Origin of the sequence: Klebsiella sp. HMSC25G12 (assembly GCF_001807705.1) — a bacterium.
Taxonomy (GTDB): domain Bacteria; phylum Pseudomonadota; class Gammaproteobacteria; order Enterobacterales; family Enterobacteriaceae; genus Klebsiella; species Klebsiella variicola.
In genome coordinates, this window is record NZ_KV789922.1 from 1 (window position 1) to 18,940 (window position 18,940).

Annotated in this window: 19 protein-coding genes; 11 read left to right on the plus strand and 8 right to left on the minus strand. The window is 57.1% G+C overall.

All coding sequences use genetic code 11. The annotated features are described in order from the left end of the window. Positions 1–224: 224 nt before the first annotated feature. The gene (locus HMPREF3096_RS24610) at positions 225–776 is read right to left on the minus strand and encodes an NAD(P)H nitroreductase (protein WP_032730107.1); all 552 of its coding nucleotides are present in this window, start codon (positions 774–776) and stop codon (positions 225–227) included. Between the two features lie 165 nt (positions 777–941). Between HMPREF3096_RS24610 and sppA the strand changes: the two genes are divergently transcribed. The 5 genes from sppA to yajD all read left to right on the plus strand — a co-directional run bounded on the left by sppA (position 942) and on the right by yajD (position 6,520). Continuing rightward, positions 942–2,795, plus strand: a complete 1,854-nt coding sequence (sppA, locus tag HMPREF3096_RS24615) for a signal peptide peptidase SppA (protein ID WP_008807623.1) — start codon at positions 942–944, stop codon at positions 2,793–2,795. 138 nt (positions 2,796–2,933) lie between these two features. Continuing rightward, positions 2,934–3,953, plus strand: a complete 1,020-nt coding sequence (gene ansA / locus HMPREF3096_RS24620; protein ID WP_008807624.1) for an asparaginase — start codon at positions 2,934–2,936, stop codon at positions 3,951–3,953. A gap of 9 nt (positions 3,954–3,962) precedes the next feature. Next, positions 3,963–4,604 carry a bifunctional nicotinamidase/pyrazinamidase gene (pncA, locus tag HMPREF3096_RS24625; protein WP_023339980.1) on the plus strand — a complete coding sequence of 214 codons (642 nt, stop codon included), beginning with the start codon at positions 3,963–3,965 and terminating at the stop codon, positions 4,602–4,604. A gap of 170 nt (positions 4,605–4,774) precedes the next feature. Further along, positions 4,775–6,028, plus strand: coding sequence for a chitinase ChiD (locus HMPREF3096_RS24630; protein WP_032730105.1), 1,254 nt, complete (start codon positions 4,775–4,777; stop codon positions 6,026–6,028). 147 nt (positions 6,029–6,175) lie between these two features. Further along, a complete protein-coding gene (gene yajD / locus HMPREF3096_RS24635) occupies positions 6,176–6,520 on the plus strand; it encodes an HNH nuclease YajD (protein WP_002901254.1) in 345 nt (114 codons plus the stop codon). 96 nt (positions 6,521–6,616) lie between these two features. Here the strand turns inward: yajD and HMPREF3096_RS24640 are convergent, their stop codons facing one another. Continuing rightward, a complete protein-coding gene (locus HMPREF3096_RS24640; protein ID WP_012542095.1) occupies positions 6,617–6,895 on the minus strand; it encodes a YeaC family protein in 279 nt (92 codons plus the stop codon). A 43-nt stretch (positions 6,896–6,938) separates the two neighbouring features. Further along, positions 6,939–7,352: a peptide-methionine (R)-S-oxide reductase MsrB gene (gene msrB, locus HMPREF3096_RS24645; RefSeq protein ID WP_008807627.1), complete on the minus strand. Its 414-nt coding sequence runs from the start codon at positions 7,350–7,352 to the stop codon at positions 6,939–6,941. 337 nt (positions 7,353–7,689) lie between these two features. Between msrB and gapA the strand changes: the two genes are divergently transcribed. After that, a complete protein-coding gene (gene gapA / locus HMPREF3096_RS24650; protein WP_008807628.1) occupies positions 7,690–8,685 on the plus strand; it encodes a glyceraldehyde-3-phosphate dehydrogenase in 996 nt (331 codons plus the stop codon). A gap of 74 nt (positions 8,686–8,759) precedes the next feature. Continuing rightward, positions 8,760–9,644 (plus strand): D-hexose-6-phosphate mutarotase, encoded by an 885-nt coding sequence (locus HMPREF3096_RS24655; RefSeq protein ID WP_008807629.1) that lies wholly within the window; start codon positions 8,760–8,762, stop codon positions 9,642–9,644. 55 nt (positions 9,645–9,699) lie between these two features. Here the strand turns inward: HMPREF3096_RS24655 and HMPREF3096_RS24660 are convergent, their stop codons facing one another. Then, complete coding sequence (locus tag HMPREF3096_RS24660; protein WP_198580001.1) at positions 9,700–10,551, minus strand: aldo/keto reductase; 852 nt, start codon at positions 10,549–10,551, stop codon at positions 9,700–9,702. Between the two features lie 94 nt (positions 10,552–10,645). Beyond that, positions 10,646–11,392: a MipA/OmpV family protein gene (locus HMPREF3096_RS24665; RefSeq protein ID WP_032730100.1), complete on the minus strand. Its 747-nt coding sequence runs from the start codon at positions 11,390–11,392 to the stop codon at positions 10,646–10,648. A 416-nt stretch (positions 11,393–11,808) separates the two neighbouring features. On the opposite strand from HMPREF3096_RS24665, the gene yeaG reads away from it, so the two are divergent. Both yeaG and HMPREF3096_RS24675 read left to right on the plus strand, forming a co-directional pair. Then, positions 11,809–13,743, plus strand: a complete 1,935-nt coding sequence (gene yeaG, locus HMPREF3096_RS24670; RefSeq protein WP_008807632.1) for a protein kinase YeaG — start codon at positions 11,809–11,811, stop codon at positions 13,741–13,743. A gap of 85 nt (positions 13,744–13,828) precedes the next feature. Continuing rightward, on the plus strand, positions 13,829–15,112 hold the full coding sequence (locus tag HMPREF3096_RS24675) for a YeaH/YhbH family protein (protein ID WP_012968476.1): 1,284 nt from the start codon (positions 13,829–13,831) through the stop codon (positions 15,110–15,112). Between the two features lie 45 nt (positions 15,113–15,157). Here HMPREF3096_RS24675 and HMPREF3096_RS24680 read toward each other — a convergent pair whose 3' ends face one another. After that, positions 15,158–15,721, minus strand: a complete 564-nt coding sequence (locus HMPREF3096_RS24680) for a hypothetical protein (protein ID WP_008807634.1) — start codon at positions 15,719–15,721, stop codon at positions 15,158–15,160. A gap of 158 nt (positions 15,722–15,879) precedes the next feature. On the opposite strand from HMPREF3096_RS24680, the gene HMPREF3096_RS24685 reads away from it, so the two are divergent. Beyond that, positions 15,880–16,362: a glutathione peroxidase gene (locus tag HMPREF3096_RS24685; RefSeq protein WP_012968477.1), complete on the plus strand. Its 483-nt coding sequence runs from the start codon at positions 15,880–15,882 to the stop codon at positions 16,360–16,362. 121 nt (positions 16,363–16,483) lie between these two features. On the opposite strand, the gene HMPREF3096_RS24690 is transcribed toward HMPREF3096_RS24685, so the two are convergent. After that, complete coding sequence (locus tag HMPREF3096_RS24690) at positions 16,484–16,795, minus strand: hypothetical protein (protein ID WP_012968478.1); 312 nt, start codon at positions 16,793–16,795, stop codon at positions 16,484–16,486. A gap of 105 nt (positions 16,796–16,900) precedes the next feature. After that, complete coding sequence (locus HMPREF3096_RS24695) at positions 16,901–17,788, minus strand: LysR family transcriptional regulator (protein ID WP_032730097.1); 888 nt, start codon at positions 17,786–17,788, stop codon at positions 16,901–16,903. 97 nt (positions 17,789–17,885) lie between these two features. Here HMPREF3096_RS24695 and HMPREF3096_RS24700 point away from each other — a divergent pair, with 97 nt between their 5' ends. Further along, positions 17,886–18,938, plus strand: coding sequence for an SDR family oxidoreductase (locus HMPREF3096_RS24700; protein ID WP_032730096.1), 1,053 nt, complete (start codon positions 17,886–17,888; stop codon positions 18,936–18,938). The last annotated feature ends 2 nt before the right edge of the window (positions 18,939–18,940 follow it).

The window sequence follows — 18,940 nt, forward strand, 5'->3', positions numbered from 1 at the left end:
AGGCCGTCAGCACCGGCAGTTTCAGCAAGAAAAGTGAATAAATTAACGACAGGTCGTACGAACGTAGGCCGGGTCAGGCGCGAGCCGCCACCCGGCACAAAATCGGCTCCGTGCCCGCTGTCCTTGCCCGGCGGCGCTGCGCTTGCGCGGGCCTACAGACAGTCAGAGCCGGATGCGTTGGCCGGGTAAGGCGCCAGCCGCCACCCGGCATCACAAGCACCGACTCAGAAGCGCGTCACAAACGGCGCGGTATCCGGCAGGGCAATGGTGGTTGAGGCTTTTAGCTGCGGCGTCCCCAGATAGAGGAAGCCGACAATTTTATCCTGCTCGCGGCACGCGAAGCCGGCCCGCACCACCGGGCTCTCGGTCAATGCTCCGCTGCGCCAGATGCCATTGAATCCCTGGGCCAGGGCCGCCATCTGCATCGCCATCACCGCACAGCCAGCGGACATCTCCTGCTCCCAGCGCGGCACCTTCGGGTGGTCTTCACAGCGCGCGACTACGGTAATGATCAGCGGCGCGCGGAACGGCGCATTGCGGGCTTTCTCTATTCCCTTCTCATCCTGGCCGGCCTCTGCGGCCCCTTTTTCCAGCAGCTGGCTGAAGCGCTCGCGGCCGTCATCGGCGATAATAAAAAAGCGCCACGGCTGCAGGGTGCCATGATCCGGGGCGCGCAGCCCGGCGCGCAGAATGTTTTCCAGCTGTTCGCCAGCCGGGGCAGGTTCCGCCAGGCGAGAAGCGCTCCGGCGATTAAGCAGTAGATCGAGAGCATCCATCTGTATAACTCCTGTGATGTCATTTTTCATAAAATTAACATGCACAAGGATTTTGTTACAGCGTGGTCGGTGATTCCTGCTGACAACCGACGGCTCACTCTTTAGGATAGCCAGACGCGGCGGCCCCTGCGGCCTGCCCTTTTTAGATAACGTTAGGGAGAAGACATGCGAACCCTTTGGCGACTGATTGCCAGCTTTTTTAAATGGACGTGGCGGATACTCAACTTTATTCGCAAACTGGCTCTGAATGCGATCTTCCTGGTGCTGGTGCTGGTGTGTATCGGTATCTGGAGCCAGTTCAGCACCACTACCAGCGAACATGCCGCGCGCGGCGCGCTGTTGCTGGATATTACCGGCGTGGTGGTGGATAAACCTTCCGCCAGCAGCAAGCTCGGCGTAATTGGCCGCCAGCTGTTTGGCGCCAGCTCGGACCGTCTGCAGGAGAACTCTCTGTTCGATATCGTGCAGACCATTCGCCAGGCGAAAGATGACCGCAATATCACCGGTATTGTGCTGGATCTGAAAAACTTCGTTGGCGGCGATCAGCCGTCCATGCAGTACATCGGTAAAGCGCTGCGTGAGTTCCGCGACAGCGGCAAACCGGTCTATGCCGTCGGCAGCAGCTACAGCCAGGGCCAGTACTACCTGGCGAGCTTTGCCAACAAAATCTGGCTCTCACCACAGGGCGAGGTTGACCTGCACGGCTTCGCCACCAATGGGCTGTACTACAAATCACTGCTGGATAAGCTGAAGGTCTCCACCCATGTCTTCCGCGTCGGCACCTATAAATCCGCCGTCGAGCCTTTCATTCGCGATGATATGTCCCCTGCCGCCCGCGAGGCGGACAGCCGCTGGATTGGCGAACTGTGGCAGAACTACCTCAACACCATTGCCGCCAACCGCCAGATCACCGCCCAGCAGCTCTTCCCGGGCGCCCAGGGCATTATCGATGGCCTGCGTAAAGTGGGCGGCGATACGGCAAAATATGCGCTGGACAATAAGCTGGTGGATGAGCTGGCGACCTCCACGGAAGTGGAAAAGGCGCTGACCAAACAGTTTGGCTGGAGCAAAACGGATAACAATTACCGGGCGATCAGCTATTACGACTACAACGTGAAGACACCGTCTGACGAAGGTTCCGCCATTGCGGTGATCTTTGCCAACGGCGCCATCATGGATGGCGAGGAGACCCCGGGCAACGTTGGTGGCGATACCACGGCGGCGCAAATTCGCGATGCGCGCCTCGACCCGAAAATTAAGGCCATCGTTCTGCGCGTTAACAGCCCGGGCGGTAGCGTGACCGCCTCAGAAATTATCCGTGAAGAGCTGGCTGCAGCCAAAGCCGCCGGTAAACCGGTAGTGGTCTCGATGGGCGGCATGGCTGCATCTGGCGGCTACTGGATCTCCACCCCAGCGGATTACATCGTCGCGAACCCGAGCACCCTCACCGGATCCATCGGCATCTTTGGCGTAATCAACACCGTGGAAAATACCCTCGGGTCGATTGGCGTCCATACCGACGGCGTCGCCACGTCGCCGCTGGCGGATGTCTCCAGCACCAAAGCGCTGCCGCCGGAAGTGCAGCAGCTGATGCAGTTGAGCATTGAGAATGGCTATCAGCGCTTTATCACCCTGGTGGCTAACGCCCGTAAGAGCACGCCGGAGAAAATCGACCAGATTGCCCAGGGACACGTCTGGACCGGGGAAGATGCCAAAGCCAACGGCCTGGTCGACAGCCTCGGCGACTTCGACGATGCGGTGGCTAAAGCCGCCGAGCTGGCGAAGCTGAAAACCTGGCACCTCAACTACTATCAGGAAGAGCCGACCTTCTTCTCGATGGTGCTGGATAGCCTGACCGGCTCGGTACGCGCCTCGCTGCCGGCGGCCATTCAGGCCTGGCTGCCTGCACCGGTCGCCGCGGCGGCCGAGACGGTGAAAGCGGAGAGCGACAAGCTGGCGGCGTTTAACGACCCGCAGAACCGCTATGCCTTCTGCCTGACCTGCGCCAACATCCGTTAGTACGCAGCGGCTGCCCCGTCTCCCGGGGCAGCCTTTTTCCCGCACCTGCCAGCGCCGCCACAAAGCCAGCGACCGACACTGTATTTTTTCCCGCGTCTCTTTATACTGCGCCTGTCTACGACCAACCTAAGCGATGCTATGCAAAAAAAATCGATTTACGTTGCCTACACCGGTGGGACCATCGGTATGCAGCGCTCTGAACACGGCTATGTCCCCGTTTCCGGCCATCTGCAGCGTCAGCTGGCGCTGATGCCTGAGTTCCATCGTCCGGAGATGCCGGACTTCACGATCCATGAATACCATCCGCTGATGGATTCATCCGATATGACCCCTGAGGACTGGCAGCACATCGCCGACGATATCCGCAGCCATTACGATGAGTATGATGGCTTTGTGATCCTCCATGGTACCGACACCATGGCGTTTACCGCTTCGGCGCTGTCGTTCATGCTGGAAAACCTTGGCAAGCCGGTCATTGTGACAGGGTCACAAATCCCGCTGGCCGAGCTGCGTTCTGATGGTCAGATTAACCTGCTCAACGCCCTCTACGTCGCCGCCAACTATCCGATTAACGAAGTGGCGCTGTTCTTCAACAATCGACTGTTTCGCGGCAACCGCACCACTAAAGCCCACGCCGACGGCTTCGACGCTTTCGCCTCGCCAAACCTCGCGCCGCTGCTGGAAGCCGGGATCCATATTCGCCGTCTCGGTACCCCGCCGGCGCCGCAGGGCCGCGGAGAGCTTATCGTGCACCCCATCACCCCGCAGCCGATTGGCGTGGTGACGATTTACCCCGGCATCTCCGCCGACGTGGTACGCAATTTCCTGCGCCAGCCGGTGAAAGCGCTGATCCTCCGCTCCTATGGCGTCGGCAATGCCCCACAGAATGGCGAGTTTATTCAGGTGCTGGCGGAAGCCAGCCAGCGCGGTATTGTGGTGGTCAATCTGACGCAATGCATGTCCGGGAAAGTGAACATGGGCGGCTATGCCACCGGCAACGCCCTCGCCCAGGCGGGGGTCATCAGTGGTTTCGATATGACGGTGGAAGCGACGCTGACCAAGCTACACTATCTGCTTAGCCAGCAGCTGGATGTTGACGCCATTCGCGCGGCGATGCAGCAAAATCTGCGTGGCGAACTCACCCCCGACGAGGCTTAAGGAGGACGTATGGCACATCGAGCGCTGTTACTGGTTGATTTGCAGAACGACTTTTGCGCCGGCGGCGCGCTGGCGGTTCCTGAAGGCGACAGTACCGTCGAGGTGGCTAATGCGCTTATCGACTGGAGCCTGGCGCGCGGCGAGCCCATCGTCGCCAGCCAGGACTGGCACCCGGCGGATCACGGCAGCTTCGCCAGCCAGCACCAGGTGGAACCCTACACCCAGGGCGAACTCGACGGCCTGGCGCAGACCTTCTGGCCGGATCACTGCGTACAGCACAGCGAAGGCGCGGCGCTGCATCCGCTGCTCAAACAGCAGGCGATCAACGCCGTGTTCCATAAGGGGCAAAACCGGGTCATTGACAGCTACAGCGCTTTTTTTGACAACGGTCACCGGCAGAAAACTGAACTGGACGGCTGGCTGCGCGGCCAGGGCATCGTGGAACTGACCGTCCTCGGCCTCGCCACCGATTACTGCGTCAAATTCACCGTGCTGGATGCCCTGGCGCTGGGCTATACGGTCAATGTCATCATCGACGGCTGTCGCGGCGTTAACCTGCAGCCGCAGGACAGCAGCCAGGCGTTTATGGAGATGGCCGCCGCGGGCGCCACGCTGTATACCCTCGATGACTGGCGGGAATCTCAGGCCTGATCCCTCCCCCCGGCGCCCTCGCGCCGGGTCTTCTTCTGCCGCCTCGCTATCGTCCATAAATTGAACTCTCTCGCAGTTTCAACAGGTTATTGCTGGTAGTCTGGCAAGGCTGTTTTTTCGCCACGCCATTTCCGTGGCGTGGTTATTTTTTATGTCAAAGAGGAACCACTATGAAACGTTTGCCCTTGCTGGCAGCCTTGCCCTTGCTTTGCGCTTCCGCGCTCTCTGCCCAACCCCTGATGTCCGTCGGCTATTTTAACGGCGGCGGCGACGTCACTGCCGGGCCCGGCGGCGATATCGATAAGCTGGACGTCCGGCAGATCACCCATCTCAACTACTCGTTTGGTCTTATCTATAACGATGAAAAAGACGAGACTAATGCGGCCCTGAAGGATCCTGCTCATCTGCACGAGATCTGGCTGTCGCCGAAGGTGCAGGCGGATCTGCAAAAGCTCCCGGCCCTGCGTAAACAGAACCCGGACCTCAAGGTCCTGCTGTCGGTCGGCGGCTGGGGGGCGCGCGGTTTCTCCGGCGCGGCGGCAAGCAAAGAAACCCGTAAGGTGTTTATTCAGTCTGCGCAGGATATTGTTGAAAAATATGGTCTGGATGGGATTGACCTCGACTGGGAGTTTCCGGTCAACGGCGCCTGGGGGCTGGTTGCTAGCCAACCGGCCGATCGCGATAACTTTACCGCGCTGTTAAAAGAGCTGCGCGCAGCGTTTGGTACCAGGAAACTGGTGACTATTGCCGTGGGGGCTAACGCAGAAAGTCCGAAAAGTTGGGTGGACGTTAAAGCGATTGCGCCATCGCTCGACTACATCAACCTGATGACCTACGACATGGCCTACGGCACGCAGTACTTCAACTCGAACCTGTATGACTCCAGCCACTGGCCAACGGTCGCCGCGGCGGATAAATACAGCGCCGATTTTGTGGTCAACAATTACCTGGCCGCCGGGCTTAAACCCAGCCAGATGAACCTCGGGATTGGTTTTTATGGCCGGGTACCGAAACGGGCAGTTGAACCGGGGATTGACTGGACGAAAGCGGATGCGCAAAACAATCCGGTCACCCAGCCCTATTTTGGGCCACAGGAGGTCGCGCTGTTTGCCTCACTGGGTTATGACCTGAGCAAAGACACCTACGTAAAATACAACGATATCGTGGGCAAACTGCTCAACGATCCGCAAAAACGTTTTACCGAGCACTGGGACGATGAAGCGAAGGTTCCGTGGCTGTCAGTGCAGTCCGCGGAGGGCAAGCCGCTGTTCGCCCTGTCGTATGAGAACCCGCGATCGGTGGCCATTAAGGCGGACTATATCAAGGCGAAGGGCCTCGCCGGGGCCATGTTCTGGGAATATGGCGCCGATGACCAGAATCAGCTGGCCCGTCAGCTGGCGGAATCGCTGGGGATCAAACACTAGTCACGCCCCTTCCCCTCGGGCTGCGTGACGCAGACAACATCGCCTGCAATGCAGGTATATCGCGCAGCCCGGGATAGGTTATGATGCCTGTTATCCGCTGCGCCACGCGCTGGCGCAGCTTAACCGTTTGACAGGAGGCAGGGGGCCATGGCCTATATCCCCAAAAATTACGCGCGTCTGGAAGTGGGTTACCGCGAAAAGGCGCTCAAGCTTTTTCCCTGGGTGTGCGGACGCTGCTCACGGGAGTTTGTCTATTCAAATCTACGCGAACTGACGGTGCACCACATCGATCACGACCACTCCAATAACCCGGAAGATGGGAGTAACTGGGAGATGTTGTGCCTGTATTGTCACGATCACGAACATTCCAAGTACACCGAAGCCGATCAGTATGGCTCCACGGTGGTGGCGGGCGAAGATGCGCAAAAGAGCGTCGGTGAGGCCACCTACAACCCGTTTGCCGATCTGAAAGCGATGATGAACAAAAAGTAAGCATGCCGATCTGGCCGCTACGCGCGGTCGTTCACGCTGATGCTGTCCGGCGCGGGGTGACCCCGACGCCGGAACCACGCGCCGCCGGCTGGCGCTTTATTGCAGCTTAACGGTGGCGATCGGCTTTGGCACGATGCCGAAATCTTCCTTCAGCTGCTGTTTACTCTTCATCACCATCTGCCCGCGGGTGTCGATGGTCATGTGCTGGGCTTCGGTGTTATACCGGGCCTGCCACAGCATCACCAGCTGCAGGCTATTTTCCTTTTGCTCCGGCGTCAGCGCCACGCCATCCGGCCATTTTCCCAGCTCCACCGCCGTCGCCAGACGCTGGTAAACTTCCGGCGTCATACTGTCGATAATTTGCTCAATATCCATCTTCCGCTCCACTCCGCTTGGAATAATTTGCTGAATCGTTTCTTCAACCCTTAATCTGCTCGCCATTCTGCTCATCAGTGAAGCTCAGCGACGCCGAATTCACACAATAGCGCTCGCCGGTCGGCTGTGGGCCATCCGGAAATACGTGGCCGAGATGGGCGTCACAATTTCCACAACGGATTTCAATGCGCTGCATGCCGTGCGAATTGTCGGTCAGATAGCGAATGGCCTCATCGCTCACCGGCTCATAGAAGCTCGGCCAGCCGCAACCGGAGTCGTATTTGGTTTGGGAGTTAAACAGCGGCGCATCGCACACCAGGCAGTGATACACGCCATTTTTCTTGTTGTGCAGCAGCCGTCCGGTGAAAGGCGGTTCGGTGCCGTGATGCTGCGTCACGTAAAACTGCATTTCGCTTAAGCCGTTTTTCAGCTCTTCCGGGGAGGGTTTATTCGCCATGGGCTTACATCTCGCTTTGCAATGGACAACTTTCGCTCCAATTCTAACAAAACATTAACAATGAAGCGTGCACTTTTGTTCTAAACTTATGCGGTGCCAACAGGCAGCCAGATAATTGTGACTTAAATCACGTTTTTATCTTAAATGCCCTTTAAAATTCCGCGCGCAGCCCCCATATGGAATTGGGCTCAAAGGGAGAGTGAGGCAAATCAATCGCGCAAGGTGTGCTCAGGATTGATTTGTCGCAATGATTGACACGATTCCGCTTGACGCTGCGTAAGGTTTTTGTAATTTTACAGGCAACCTTTTATTCACTAACAAATAGCTGGTGGAATATATGACTATCAAAGTAGGTATCAACGGTTTTGGCCGTATCGGTCGCATTGTTTTCCGTGCTGCTCAGAAACGTTCTGACATCGAGATCGTTGCAATCAACGACCTGTTAGACGCAGAGTACATGGCTTACATGCTGAAGTATGACTCCACTCACGGTCGTTTCGACGGTACCGTTGAAGTGAAAGACGGTCATCTGGTCGTTAACGGTAAAAAAATCCGTGTTACCGCTGAACGTGACCCGGCTAACCTGAAGTGGGACGAAGTTGGTGTTGACGTTGTTGCTGAAGCAACCGGTATCTTCCTGACCGACGAAACCGCTCGTAAACACATCACCGCTGGCGCGAAAAAAGTCGTTCTGACTGGCCCGTCCAAAGACAACACCCCGATGTTCGTTCGCGGCGCTAACTTCGAAACTTACGCTGGCCAGGACATCGTTTCCAACGCTTCCTGCACCACCAACTGCCTGGCACCGCTGGCTAAAGTTATCAACGACAACTTCGGTATCGTTGAAGGCCTGATGACCACCGTCCACGCGACCACCGCGACTCAGAAAACCGTTGATGGCCCGTCTCACAAAGACTGGCGCGGCGGCCGCGGCGCAGCTCAGAACATCATCCCGTCCTCTACCGGTGCTGCTAAAGCAGTAGGTAAAGTACTGCCAGAACTGAACGGCAAACTGACCGGTATGGCGTTCCGCGTTCCGACTCCGAACGTATCCGTTGTTGACCTGACCGTTCGTCTGGAAAAAGCAGCGTCCTACGAAGAAATCAAGAAAGCCATCAAAGCCGCTTCTGAAGGCGCAATGAAAGGCGTTCTGGGTTACACCGAAGACGACGTTGTTTCTACCGACTTCAACGGCGAAGTTTGCACTTCCGTGTTCGATGCTAAAGCAGGTATCGCACTGAACGACAACTTCGTGAAACTGGTTTCCTGGTACGACAACGAAACTGGCTACTCCAACAAAGTTCTGGACCTGATTGCTCACATCTCCAAATAAGTTGAGATGAAAAAGTAATCTGTAAGAGCGACTTCGGTCGCTCTTTTTTTTGTCTGCAGAGATAGGATTGCACAATGATAAATAAAATTTTTGCTCTCCCGGTGAATGAAACCATTTCTCCCGTGATCTCCCGTCGCCAGCTGGACGACCTGGAGCTGATTGTCATCGACCATCCGCAGGTGAAAGCCTCTGTGGCGCTGCAGGGAGCGCACCTGCTCTCCTGGAAACCCGCCGGTGAAGAAGAAGTCTTGTGGCTGAGCAACAACACCCCATTTAAACAGGGCGTCGCCCTGCGCGGCGGCGTGCCGATTTGCTGGCCCTGGTTTGGCCCTTCCGCGCAGCAGGGTCTGCCGTCGCACGGCTTTGCCCGCAATCTGCCATGGACCCTGGAAGGTCATGACGAAGACGACAGCGGCGTCATGTTGACCTTTGCGCTCCAGCACAGCGCCGAAACCATGAAGCTCTGGCCGCACGAATTCACCCTCTATGCCCGCTTCAAGCTGGGCAAAACCTGCGAAATCGAGCTGGAAGCCCACGGTGAATTCGAGACCACCTCTGCCCTGCATACCTACTTCAACGTCGGCGATATCGCAGCGGTGAAAGTGAGTGGTCTTGGCGAGCGCTATATCGATAAAGTGAAGAATGCCGAAGAAGGCGTCCTGAGCAACGGCGTGCAGACCTTCCCGGACCGCACCGACCGCGTCTACCTTAACGCTGACAGCTGCAGCGTGATCCATGACGATGCGCTTAACCGCACTATCGACGTCGTGCATCATCATCAGCACAACGTGGTGGCCTGGAACCCGGGCCCGGCGTTGTCCGTCAGCATGGGCGACATGCCGGACGATGGTTACAAAACCTTCGTTTGCGTCGAAACCTGTTGCGTGACCCAGCCGCAGAAAGCCAGCGAAGAGACCCCCTCTCGCCTGGCGCAGACCATCAGCCTGAAAAAACGCTAACAGCAAAAAGCCCCGTTCCCGACGGGGCTTTTTTCTCCGCTGGCTGAGGTGCTGATTAAACCATATCCAGCCGGGTTTTTCGCTGCGGTGGTGGATAGAGGCGATCCAGCTGCGCGAGCTCTTCCGCACTGAGGACGATATCGAGCGCGGCAGCATTCTGCACCACATGCTCAATACTGGCCGCTTTCGGGATCGCCAGCACTCCCGGATGACGAATCACCCAGGCGAGCAGCAGCTGCGCGACTGTCACCCCCCGCGCGTTAGCCATATTAATGATATCGGTATGCTGAAAAAGTCCATCGCGTAAGCGCCCCGCCTGCGCCAGCGGGCAGTAGGCCATCACCGGCAGAGTGTGCTGCTGGCACCAGGGCAGGAGATCGTATTCAATGCCCCGCGATGCGAGATGATAGAGCACCTGGTTGGTCGCGCAGCGTTCGCCACCCGCCGTCCGCCACAGCGCCTGCATATCGTCGGTGTCCAGATTAGAGACGCCCCAGCGGCGGATCTTGCCCTCGGCCACCAGCCTCTCCATCGCCTCGACCGTCTCCTGCAGTGGGATATCCCCGCGCCAGTGCAGGAGATACATATCGAGATAGTCGGTCTGCAGCCGGCGCAGGCTGTTTTCACAGGCGCGGCGCATCGCCGTTCCGCCGGCGTGCCAGGGATAGACTTTGGACACCAGCACCACGCGATCGCGCAGGCCGCGGATCGCCTGCCCGACGACCTCTTCCGCCCCACCGTCGGCATACATTTCCGCCGTATCGATCACCGTCAGTCCGTGGTCGATGCCCGCGCGCAGTGCAGCCACTTCCTGCTGACGCTGCGCCGCATTTTCGCCCATATACCAGGTGCCCAGCCCGATGGCCGGAACCGCCGCCTGCTCGCCAAAGCGTACTGTTTTTTTCACCGTCTCCTCCTCTTTAGCTTTCTGCACCACCATAAAGCAAAACAGGGCGTGAAGCCCTGTTTTGATGCATAAAGCGCACTGTAATGATGCACAATCAGAAGGTGTAGGTGATCCCGGTTGAGATCAGGCCGCTCCAGGATTTGTCCACCATCGGGCTGTCGGTAATTTCATCCGACAGACGGGTATAGCGTGCAATGCCGTATACGCTCCAGTCGCCGAGGAAGCGATAGTTAGCCGACAACTCCAGATACGGGTTCCAGCTGCTGTCCGGATCGTAGCTGCGCATGCCGCTGCGACGGGACTCATGCTGCGAGACACCATAGTAGTATTCGTTCTGATTGTCGCTGTTCCACTCCACGCCAATGCCCGGCGTCAGCGTCAGGTTACCATTGGTGTAGCGGTACAGCCAGGCGAGATCCCAGTTGATACCATTACTGTTATCCAGCGTATCGCCTGCAATCGTCGTGCGCAGGAAACCATAGGGCGTGTTGTGGACATAAGACAGACCGGCCATCACGGTCGATTTACGTTTATCCAGTTGACGCATTTGCGCGCTGTCGCTGTCGCCCGGCTTGAAGTACATCGGCGACCAGTAGGCCGTTATTGACAGCTTATCGTTGGTGTCGTTCCACAGGTAGTAGCCCCCGCCCAGACCGTGGAACCAGAAGTTATCGCTCTCATAACTAATGACCGGCACCGGGTAGACATCCGCATCATATTGCTTATACGGATGCTCGACGATGCCTACGCCAGGCCCAAGAGTGAACTTCCCGTCGGCATGCGCCGCGCTGGCGGACGTCGCAATCAGCACGCCGAGTGCCAGAAGTTTGATTTTAGTCACAATCCATATTCCCGTTGTCAAATTATCAGCCCGTGCAGTTTACCGTCGTAGGCCTCATGCCTCAAATTCTTTACCCGACATGACACAAATCGTTCACTTTCCCACCCTTCTCTTACCATGAGGTGACAGCCCGGTGACAGCTTCGCGTCCTGGCGTGTCAAAAAGCGTCATTTTCAGGATGAGTTATTGATATGTCATTGAAATTGATTTTCTGCGGCATGCAAGATTTCTAAATGCATCTACGCTTAAATTTAGAAGGTGTAATTGCAGGGCACATTCACGCTACTCCACCCGCAACCTGGCATAAGGGTTGCTGGATATCTGGAGAGCGACGTTCAGCTTATGTCTTCCGGGGGCCCCCACTACTCATATGAACGGCTCTCAACCTGTGCTAAAAAACGAAAGGACGGCATGCCATGAATATATTCGATCACTATCGCCAGCGCTATGAAGCTGCCAAGGACGAAGAGTTCACACTGCAGGAGTTTCTTACCATCTGCCGGCAAGATCGCAGTGCCTATGCCAATGCGGCAGAACGTCTGTTGATGGCCATTGGTGAACCCGTCATGGTTGATACGGCTCTCGAGCCGCGGCTATCCCGTCTCTTTTCAAACCGGGTCATCGCACGCTATCCGGCCTTTGAAGAGTTTTACGGTATGGAAGACGCCATTGAGCAGATCGTTTCCTATCTCAAGCATGCCGCCCAGGGGCTGGAAGAGAAGAAACAGATCCTCTATCTGCTGGGGCCGGTGGGCGGTGGTAAATCGTCGCTGGCTGAACGGCTGAAAGCGTTGATGCAGCGCGTGCCCATCTATGTGCTGAGCGCCAACGGCGAGCGTAGCCCGGTCAACGATCACCCGCTGTGCCTGTTTAATCCGCAGGAGGATGCCCAGATCCTTCAGAAAGAGTATGGCGTGCCCACCCGCTACCTCGGCACCATCATGTCGCCGTGGGCGGCCAAGCGCCTGCACGAGTTTGGCGGCGATATTACTAAATTCCGCGTGGTCAAAGTCTGGCCATCGATTCTTGAGCAGGTCGCCATCGCCAAAACCGAACCCGGTGATGAAAACAACCAGGATATTTCGGCGCTGGTGGGTAAAGTGGATATCCGTAAACTGGAACACTATGCGCAAAACGACCCGGACGCTTATGGCTACTCCGGTGCGTTGTGCCGTGCCAACCAGGGGATTATGGAATTCGTCGAGATGTTTAAAGCGCCGATTAAGGTGCTACATCCGCTGCTAACCGCCACCCAGGAAGGGAACTACAACGGGACCGAAGGGATCTCTGCCCTGCCGTTTAACGGGATAATCCTCGCCCACTCCAACGAATCGGAATGGGTGACCTTCCGTAATAACAAGAACAATGAGGCCTTCCTCGACCGCGTCTATATCGTCAAGGTGCCTTATTGCCTGCGTATCTCCGAAGAGATCCGCATCTATGAAAAATTGCTCAACAGCAGCGAGCTGACCCACGCGCCGTGCGCCCCGGGCACCCTGGAAACGTTGGCGCGCTTCTCGATTCTGTCGCGCCTGAAAGAGCCGGAAAACTCAAGCATCTACTCGAAAATGCGGGTCTATGATGGCGAAAGCCTGAAAGATACCGACCCGAAAGCGAAATCCTATCAGGAGTATCGCGATTACGCCGGGGTGGATGAAGGGATGAACGGGCTCTCCACCCGCTTTGCCTTTAAGATCCTGTCACGGGTGTTTAACTTCGACCATGTCGAGGTGGCCGCCAACCCGGTGCATCTGTTCTATGTCCTGGAGCAGCAGATTGAGCGCGAACAGTTCCCACAGGAGAACGCCGAGCGCTACCTGGAATTCCTCAAAGGCTATCTGATCCCGAAATACGCCGAGTTTATCGGCAAAGAGATCCAGACCGCTTATCTGGAATCCTACTCCGAGTACGGGCAGAACATTTTCGATCGCTATGTCACCTACGCCGACTTCTGGATCCAGGATCAGGAGTATCGCGATCCGGACACCGGTCAGCTGTTTGACCGTGAGTCGTTGAATGCTGAGCTGGAGAAAATTGAGAAGCCGGCCGGGATCAGCAACCCGAAAGACTTCCGTAACGAAATCGTCAACTTTGTGCTGCGCGCCAGAGCCAACAACAGCGGACGTAATCCGAACTGGACCAGCTACGAGAAACTGCGCACGGTTATCGAGAAGAAAATGTTCTCTAATACCGAGGAGCTGTTGCCGGTCATTTCGTTTAATGCCAAAACATCAACCGATGAGCAGAAAAAACACGACGACTTTGTCGACCGCATGATGGAAAAAGGCTACACCCGCAAACAGGTTCGCCTGCTCTGCGAGTGGTACCTGCGGGTTCGTAAATCGTCCTGATGCGTCAAGCCCGGCGGCACGCCGCCGGGTCAACTGCAGCTGAATGATGATAAGCAAAGTTGGCTAATGCAGTACAGGAGGGCATATGACCTGGTTCATAGACCGACGCCTGAACGGGAAAAACAAAAGCGCCGTCAATCGCCAGCGCTTTTTGCGCCGTTATAAGGCGCAGATTAAACAGTCGATTTCCGAGGCTATCAACAAGCGCTCGGTCACCGATATTGAGAGCGGAGAATCCGTCTCGATCCCGACGGACGATATCAACGAGCCGATGTTTCATCAGGGTCGCGGCGGCCTGCGCAACCGCGTCCACCCGGGCAACGATCATTTTGTGCAAAACGACCGGATTGAGCGCCCGCAGGGCGGTGGCGGCGGCGGTGGCGGCGGTCAGGGGCAAGCCAGCGCCGACGGCGAAGGGAAGGATGAGTTTGTCTTCCAGATTTCGAAAGATGAGTACCTGGATCTGTTATTTGAAGATCTCGCCCTGCCGAACCTGAAGAAGAATCAGCACCGGCAGTTGAACGAGTTTAAAACCCATCGCGCGGGCTTTACCTCGAATGGGGTGCCAGCCAACATCAGCGTGGTGCGTTCGCTGCAGAACTCGCTGGCCCGGCGTACGGCGATGACCGCTGGCAAGCGCCGTGAACTGCGCGCCCTGGAGGAGGATCTGGAGACCATCAGCCGCAGCGAACCGGTGCAGCTGCTGGAGGAGGAACGCCTGCGCAAAGAGATTGCTGAGCTGCGCGCCAAAATTGAACGGGTGCCGTTTATCGACACCTTTGACTTGCGCTACAAAAATTATGAAAAACGGCCGGAGCCCTCCAGCCAGGCAGTGATGTTCTGCCTGATGGACGTCTCAGGCTCGATGGACCAGGCCACCAAAGACATGGCCAAGCGCTTTTATATCCTGCTGTATCTGTTCCTCAGCCGGACCTATAAAAACGTCGATGTGGTCTATATCCGCCACCATACCCAGGCAAAAGAGGTGGATGAACACGAATTTTTCTATTCTCAGGAAACCGGCGGCACCATCGTCTCCAGCGCCCTGAAGCTGATGGATGAAGTGGTGCAGGCCCGTTATGACCCGGCGCAGTGGAACATCTACGCCGCCCAGGCGTCGGATGGCGACAACTGGGCCGATGACTCCCCGCTGTGCCACGAACTGCTGGCGAAGAAAATCCTGCCGGTGGTGCGTTATTACAGCTACATCGAAATTACCCGCCGGGCGCATCAAACCCTGTGGCGCGAGTATGAACATCTGCAGGCGACCTTTGATAATTTCGCCATGCAGCATATCCGCGACCAGGAAGATATCTACCCGGTATTCCGCGAACTGTTTCACAAGCAGTCATCTAAAAGTGAAGCTTAATTAAATACTCAGCCAGTGAGTCGAGTGACTTGCTGGCTGTTTTCCTCAGACACAAGGCCCGATGGCACATCCATACATCATGTAAAATGGAAACAACGGGGCCATGGCGACGGCGCCAAGCGAGCTAATCGTTTTGGTCTTATCATTGATTGATACCACAACGGGGTGCGCTAACTGGTAGGCGGCGGCCAGATCTGACGCGTCCGATGCAGTCCAAAATCCTGTCGCTTTAAACAACACCCCGAGGCGATCGTTATCAATTTGCACCGCATGATACTGATTCACCAGCTCGCTATGCTGCCCGGCATCCAGTTTGCGCTGATCCATCACCACCAGATATTCCGCCGTCACCTCATGTTGTTCCACGACAAAGTTAACCCGCACGCCGGAAGCCTGTTGATGAAAGCGTTCATAAAAGGTCTTATAACGCTGATATTCCTGAGGCACACCGTCACGGACAAAGCGGTAACTGTATTTCGCTGAGCTGGCGACAATACCGGACTCTGTGGGTTTCATCGCCACAATGGTATCCCGAGGCGGCAAGTTTGGCGTGCTGGTACATCCTGCGAGTATCGCTACCACCACCAGCGATAAGACATATTTCATCATTTTCAGCCGTTCCTGTTTGCGATTTTCTCTATGACATCTGGCGTTTTTTTAACACTCCAGGTACAAATCCCTAACCCTGTGTATCATAACTGCCTAATCTGCTTCAAACATTCGCGCGATCGTCAGCGTTGAACTGTTTCTACTCTCAGGAGCCTGCTATGACCCCTTTTTATCAATTGACGGCTACCCGCCTGCGCGGCCAGCCCCTCTCAATGTCTGACTATGCTGGCAAGGTGGTTCTGGTGGTGAATACGGCCAGCCATTGTGGCTTCACACCGCAATACGCTGGCCTGGAAGCGCTCTACAAAAAGTACGCGGCTCAGGGGCTGGTAGTGCTTGGTTTCCCGTGCAACCAGTTTGGTAAGCAGGAACCCGGCGGTGCGGATGAAATCGAGCAGACCTGTCACGTTAACTACGGCGTGAGCTTCCCGATGTTTGAGAAAGTGGACGTCAACGGCCCCGCCGCACACCCGCTGTTTCGTTATCTGAAACAAGCGTTGCCCGGCGTGCTCGGCGGACGGATCAAGTGGAATTTCACCAAGTTCCTCATCGCTCGCGACGGCACACCCCTCGCGCGTTTTGCGCCGTTGACGACGCCGGAGAAAATGGAGGCCTCCATTGTCGCGGCCCTCACGCGCTGAGTGTTCCCGTCATGCCACGTTCACCCAGCGGCGGCTGGCTGCCCATACAAGGTAGACGTCGCTCTCACGCGGCCAGCAACCGTCTGTTGCTGGCCGATCTTACACCTGCCCGGTCATCAGCCTACAGTGGCGACACGGCCTCAACTTCATGCTGAAACACGTAGGGGTCGGAGAGGAGTTCGAATGCGTCGTCGTCCGGATAAGTGACCGCGACGTGATAGTCTTCGCCTGCGAAGGCTTTGACCGCCGCAAGATCCTGCCAGTAGGTGGCGAGAAAAAAATGCGCCCATTCGCCCTGGTTTTCCTGGCGCACCAGCGCGCCTCTGTTACCGGGGATACCCCGGGCGTGATCCACGCCGGTCTGCTCAAGGTGGCGGGCAAACCCCTCGGCATGTTGCAATGGCACACAGCCGTGCCAGGTCCTGACAATCATTTGCGTTCTCCTGTGGTGATAAACGTCTCACCTTAACATCAGAAACCACCTGCAGGGGAGCGGCACGATACCGCGCACGGTTCTGAATGGGGGAGCGCCTTACCCTCAGCTCCCCACAGCGAGCTCAGGCAGTCGCGCCTCAATCAAGGCGATCACGCTTCTGACCCGCGGCGGAATAAAACGGGCATCGGGATAGACGGCATACAGGAAACGGTCCGGTAATCGCCAGTCAGCCAGGATCGGCACCAGCCTTCCAGCCCTGAGGGCCCTGGCCGCCAGCGGTCGCTGCATCCCTCCGATGCCGATACCGGATTCCAGCGCCTGCAACAGCGCATCGCTGGTGTTGGCCCGAAAAACGGTCTTAACCTGCACGTCTCTCGTCTCGTCTGCGGAAATTATCCGCAGCGGAGCATCAAGCGGGATGCCGCTAAACCGAACGTGTGGATACTCCGCCAGGTCGTCCACGGACTGGACGGCGTAATGACCTGGTGCCGCAAAGAGCGCCGTTTCAATCCGCGCCAGAACCCGCGCAGCATGGGATGGCGGCGGCTCATGGCCGAGACGCAGCGCCACATCCACCCCTTCGGTAACCAGATCGGCGATCCGATCGTCGAGCGACAGCATCAGGTGCAGTTCAGGATACTGTTTCTGCAGCGCCAGCAGATGCGGCAGCAGAAGACTGCCGAGACCGCTTGGCAGCTGGACATGCACTCGTCCCTGAAACTGAGGCTCCGCCGGGTTGAGCCGCCTTTCCGCCTCCTGCATGGCGTTCAGCACCCGCTGCATATCACGCCGGTAATGCCCCCCCTGCTCGGTAAGCATCATGGCCCGCGTCGTACGATGGAGTAACACCACGCCAAGCTCCTGTTCGAGCGCGGCGATCTGCTGACTGACGGCAGATTGCTTCATCCCGAGCTGCCGGGCGGCTGCGGAAAATGAGCCGGCTTCGGCAACGCGCAGAAAGGTGGCGATGGCGGTGAGCTTATTATTCATTTCATGATTCTGCTGATAAGTGTCATCCGTTTCATGGGATAGGTGGCAAAAAAATAATCTAGCACACTGTGTCGGTCACCTTCCCAGGAGAAACACCATGAACAAGACATCCTCTCAGGTCGCACTGGTCGCTGGCAGCAGCGGCATCGTTGGCCGCCAGCTGGTCAACACCCTGTTACATCGTGGATGGGAGGTTATCGGCCTCAGCCACCGCGCCCTGTCGCAACCGGGGGCGATCCCGATGATTCACGTCGATTTACGCGATGCCCGGCACAGTGCGCAAGCGCTCCAGCCGCTGTCCACCGTGACCCACATTTTTTACAGTGCCTGGATGAATGCCGGAAACTGGAGCGAGATGGTGGAGCCGAACGTTAGCATGCTGCGTAATCTGGTCAGCCACGTCGAACAAAACGCCCCGCTGCAGGCGGTCAGCCTGATGCAGGGGTATAAAGTGTATGGCGCCCATCTTGGCCCCTTTAAAACCCCGGCGCGGGAAAGCGACCCCGGCGTACCCGGGGCTGAATTTAACGCCGCTCAACTTGCGTGGCTCCGCCACTTTCAACAAGGCAAAACCTGGCACTGGAGCGCTATCAGGCCCGGCATGGTGGGCAGCCCGGTGCCGGGTAATGCCATGAATCTTGCGTTGAGCATCGCGCTGTATGCGTCACTGTGCAAAGCCCTGGGTTTACCGCTGCGCTTTCCCGGCACGTTAACCACCTGGCACAGCATTGTCGATCATACTGACGCCGACCTGCTGGCGGAGGCCACGCTGTGGGCCGCCACCTCACCGGCGGGGGAAAACGAGGCCTTCAACGTCAATAATGGTGATATCTGGCGCTGGTGCGAGCTGTGGCCGCGCATCGCGCAGTGGTTTGAACTGGAATGCGCCCCGCCCGTCAGGCTCTCATTTCATCAGCTATTCAATGACTACCGTGCCGTCTGGCGCGAGCTGGCCGGAGAGCGGCTGGTGGAAGCGGACATTCTGCGTCTGAGCGACGGTCAGTTTGCCGATTTCGTGTTCGGCTGGCAGTACGATATGTTTGGCGATGGCAGTAAACTGCGCCGGGCTGGCTTCCAGCGGATGCAGGCCACAGACGAGATGTTTTTCAGCCTGTTTTCGCAGCTGAGAACGGCGCGGGTGATCCCCTGAGC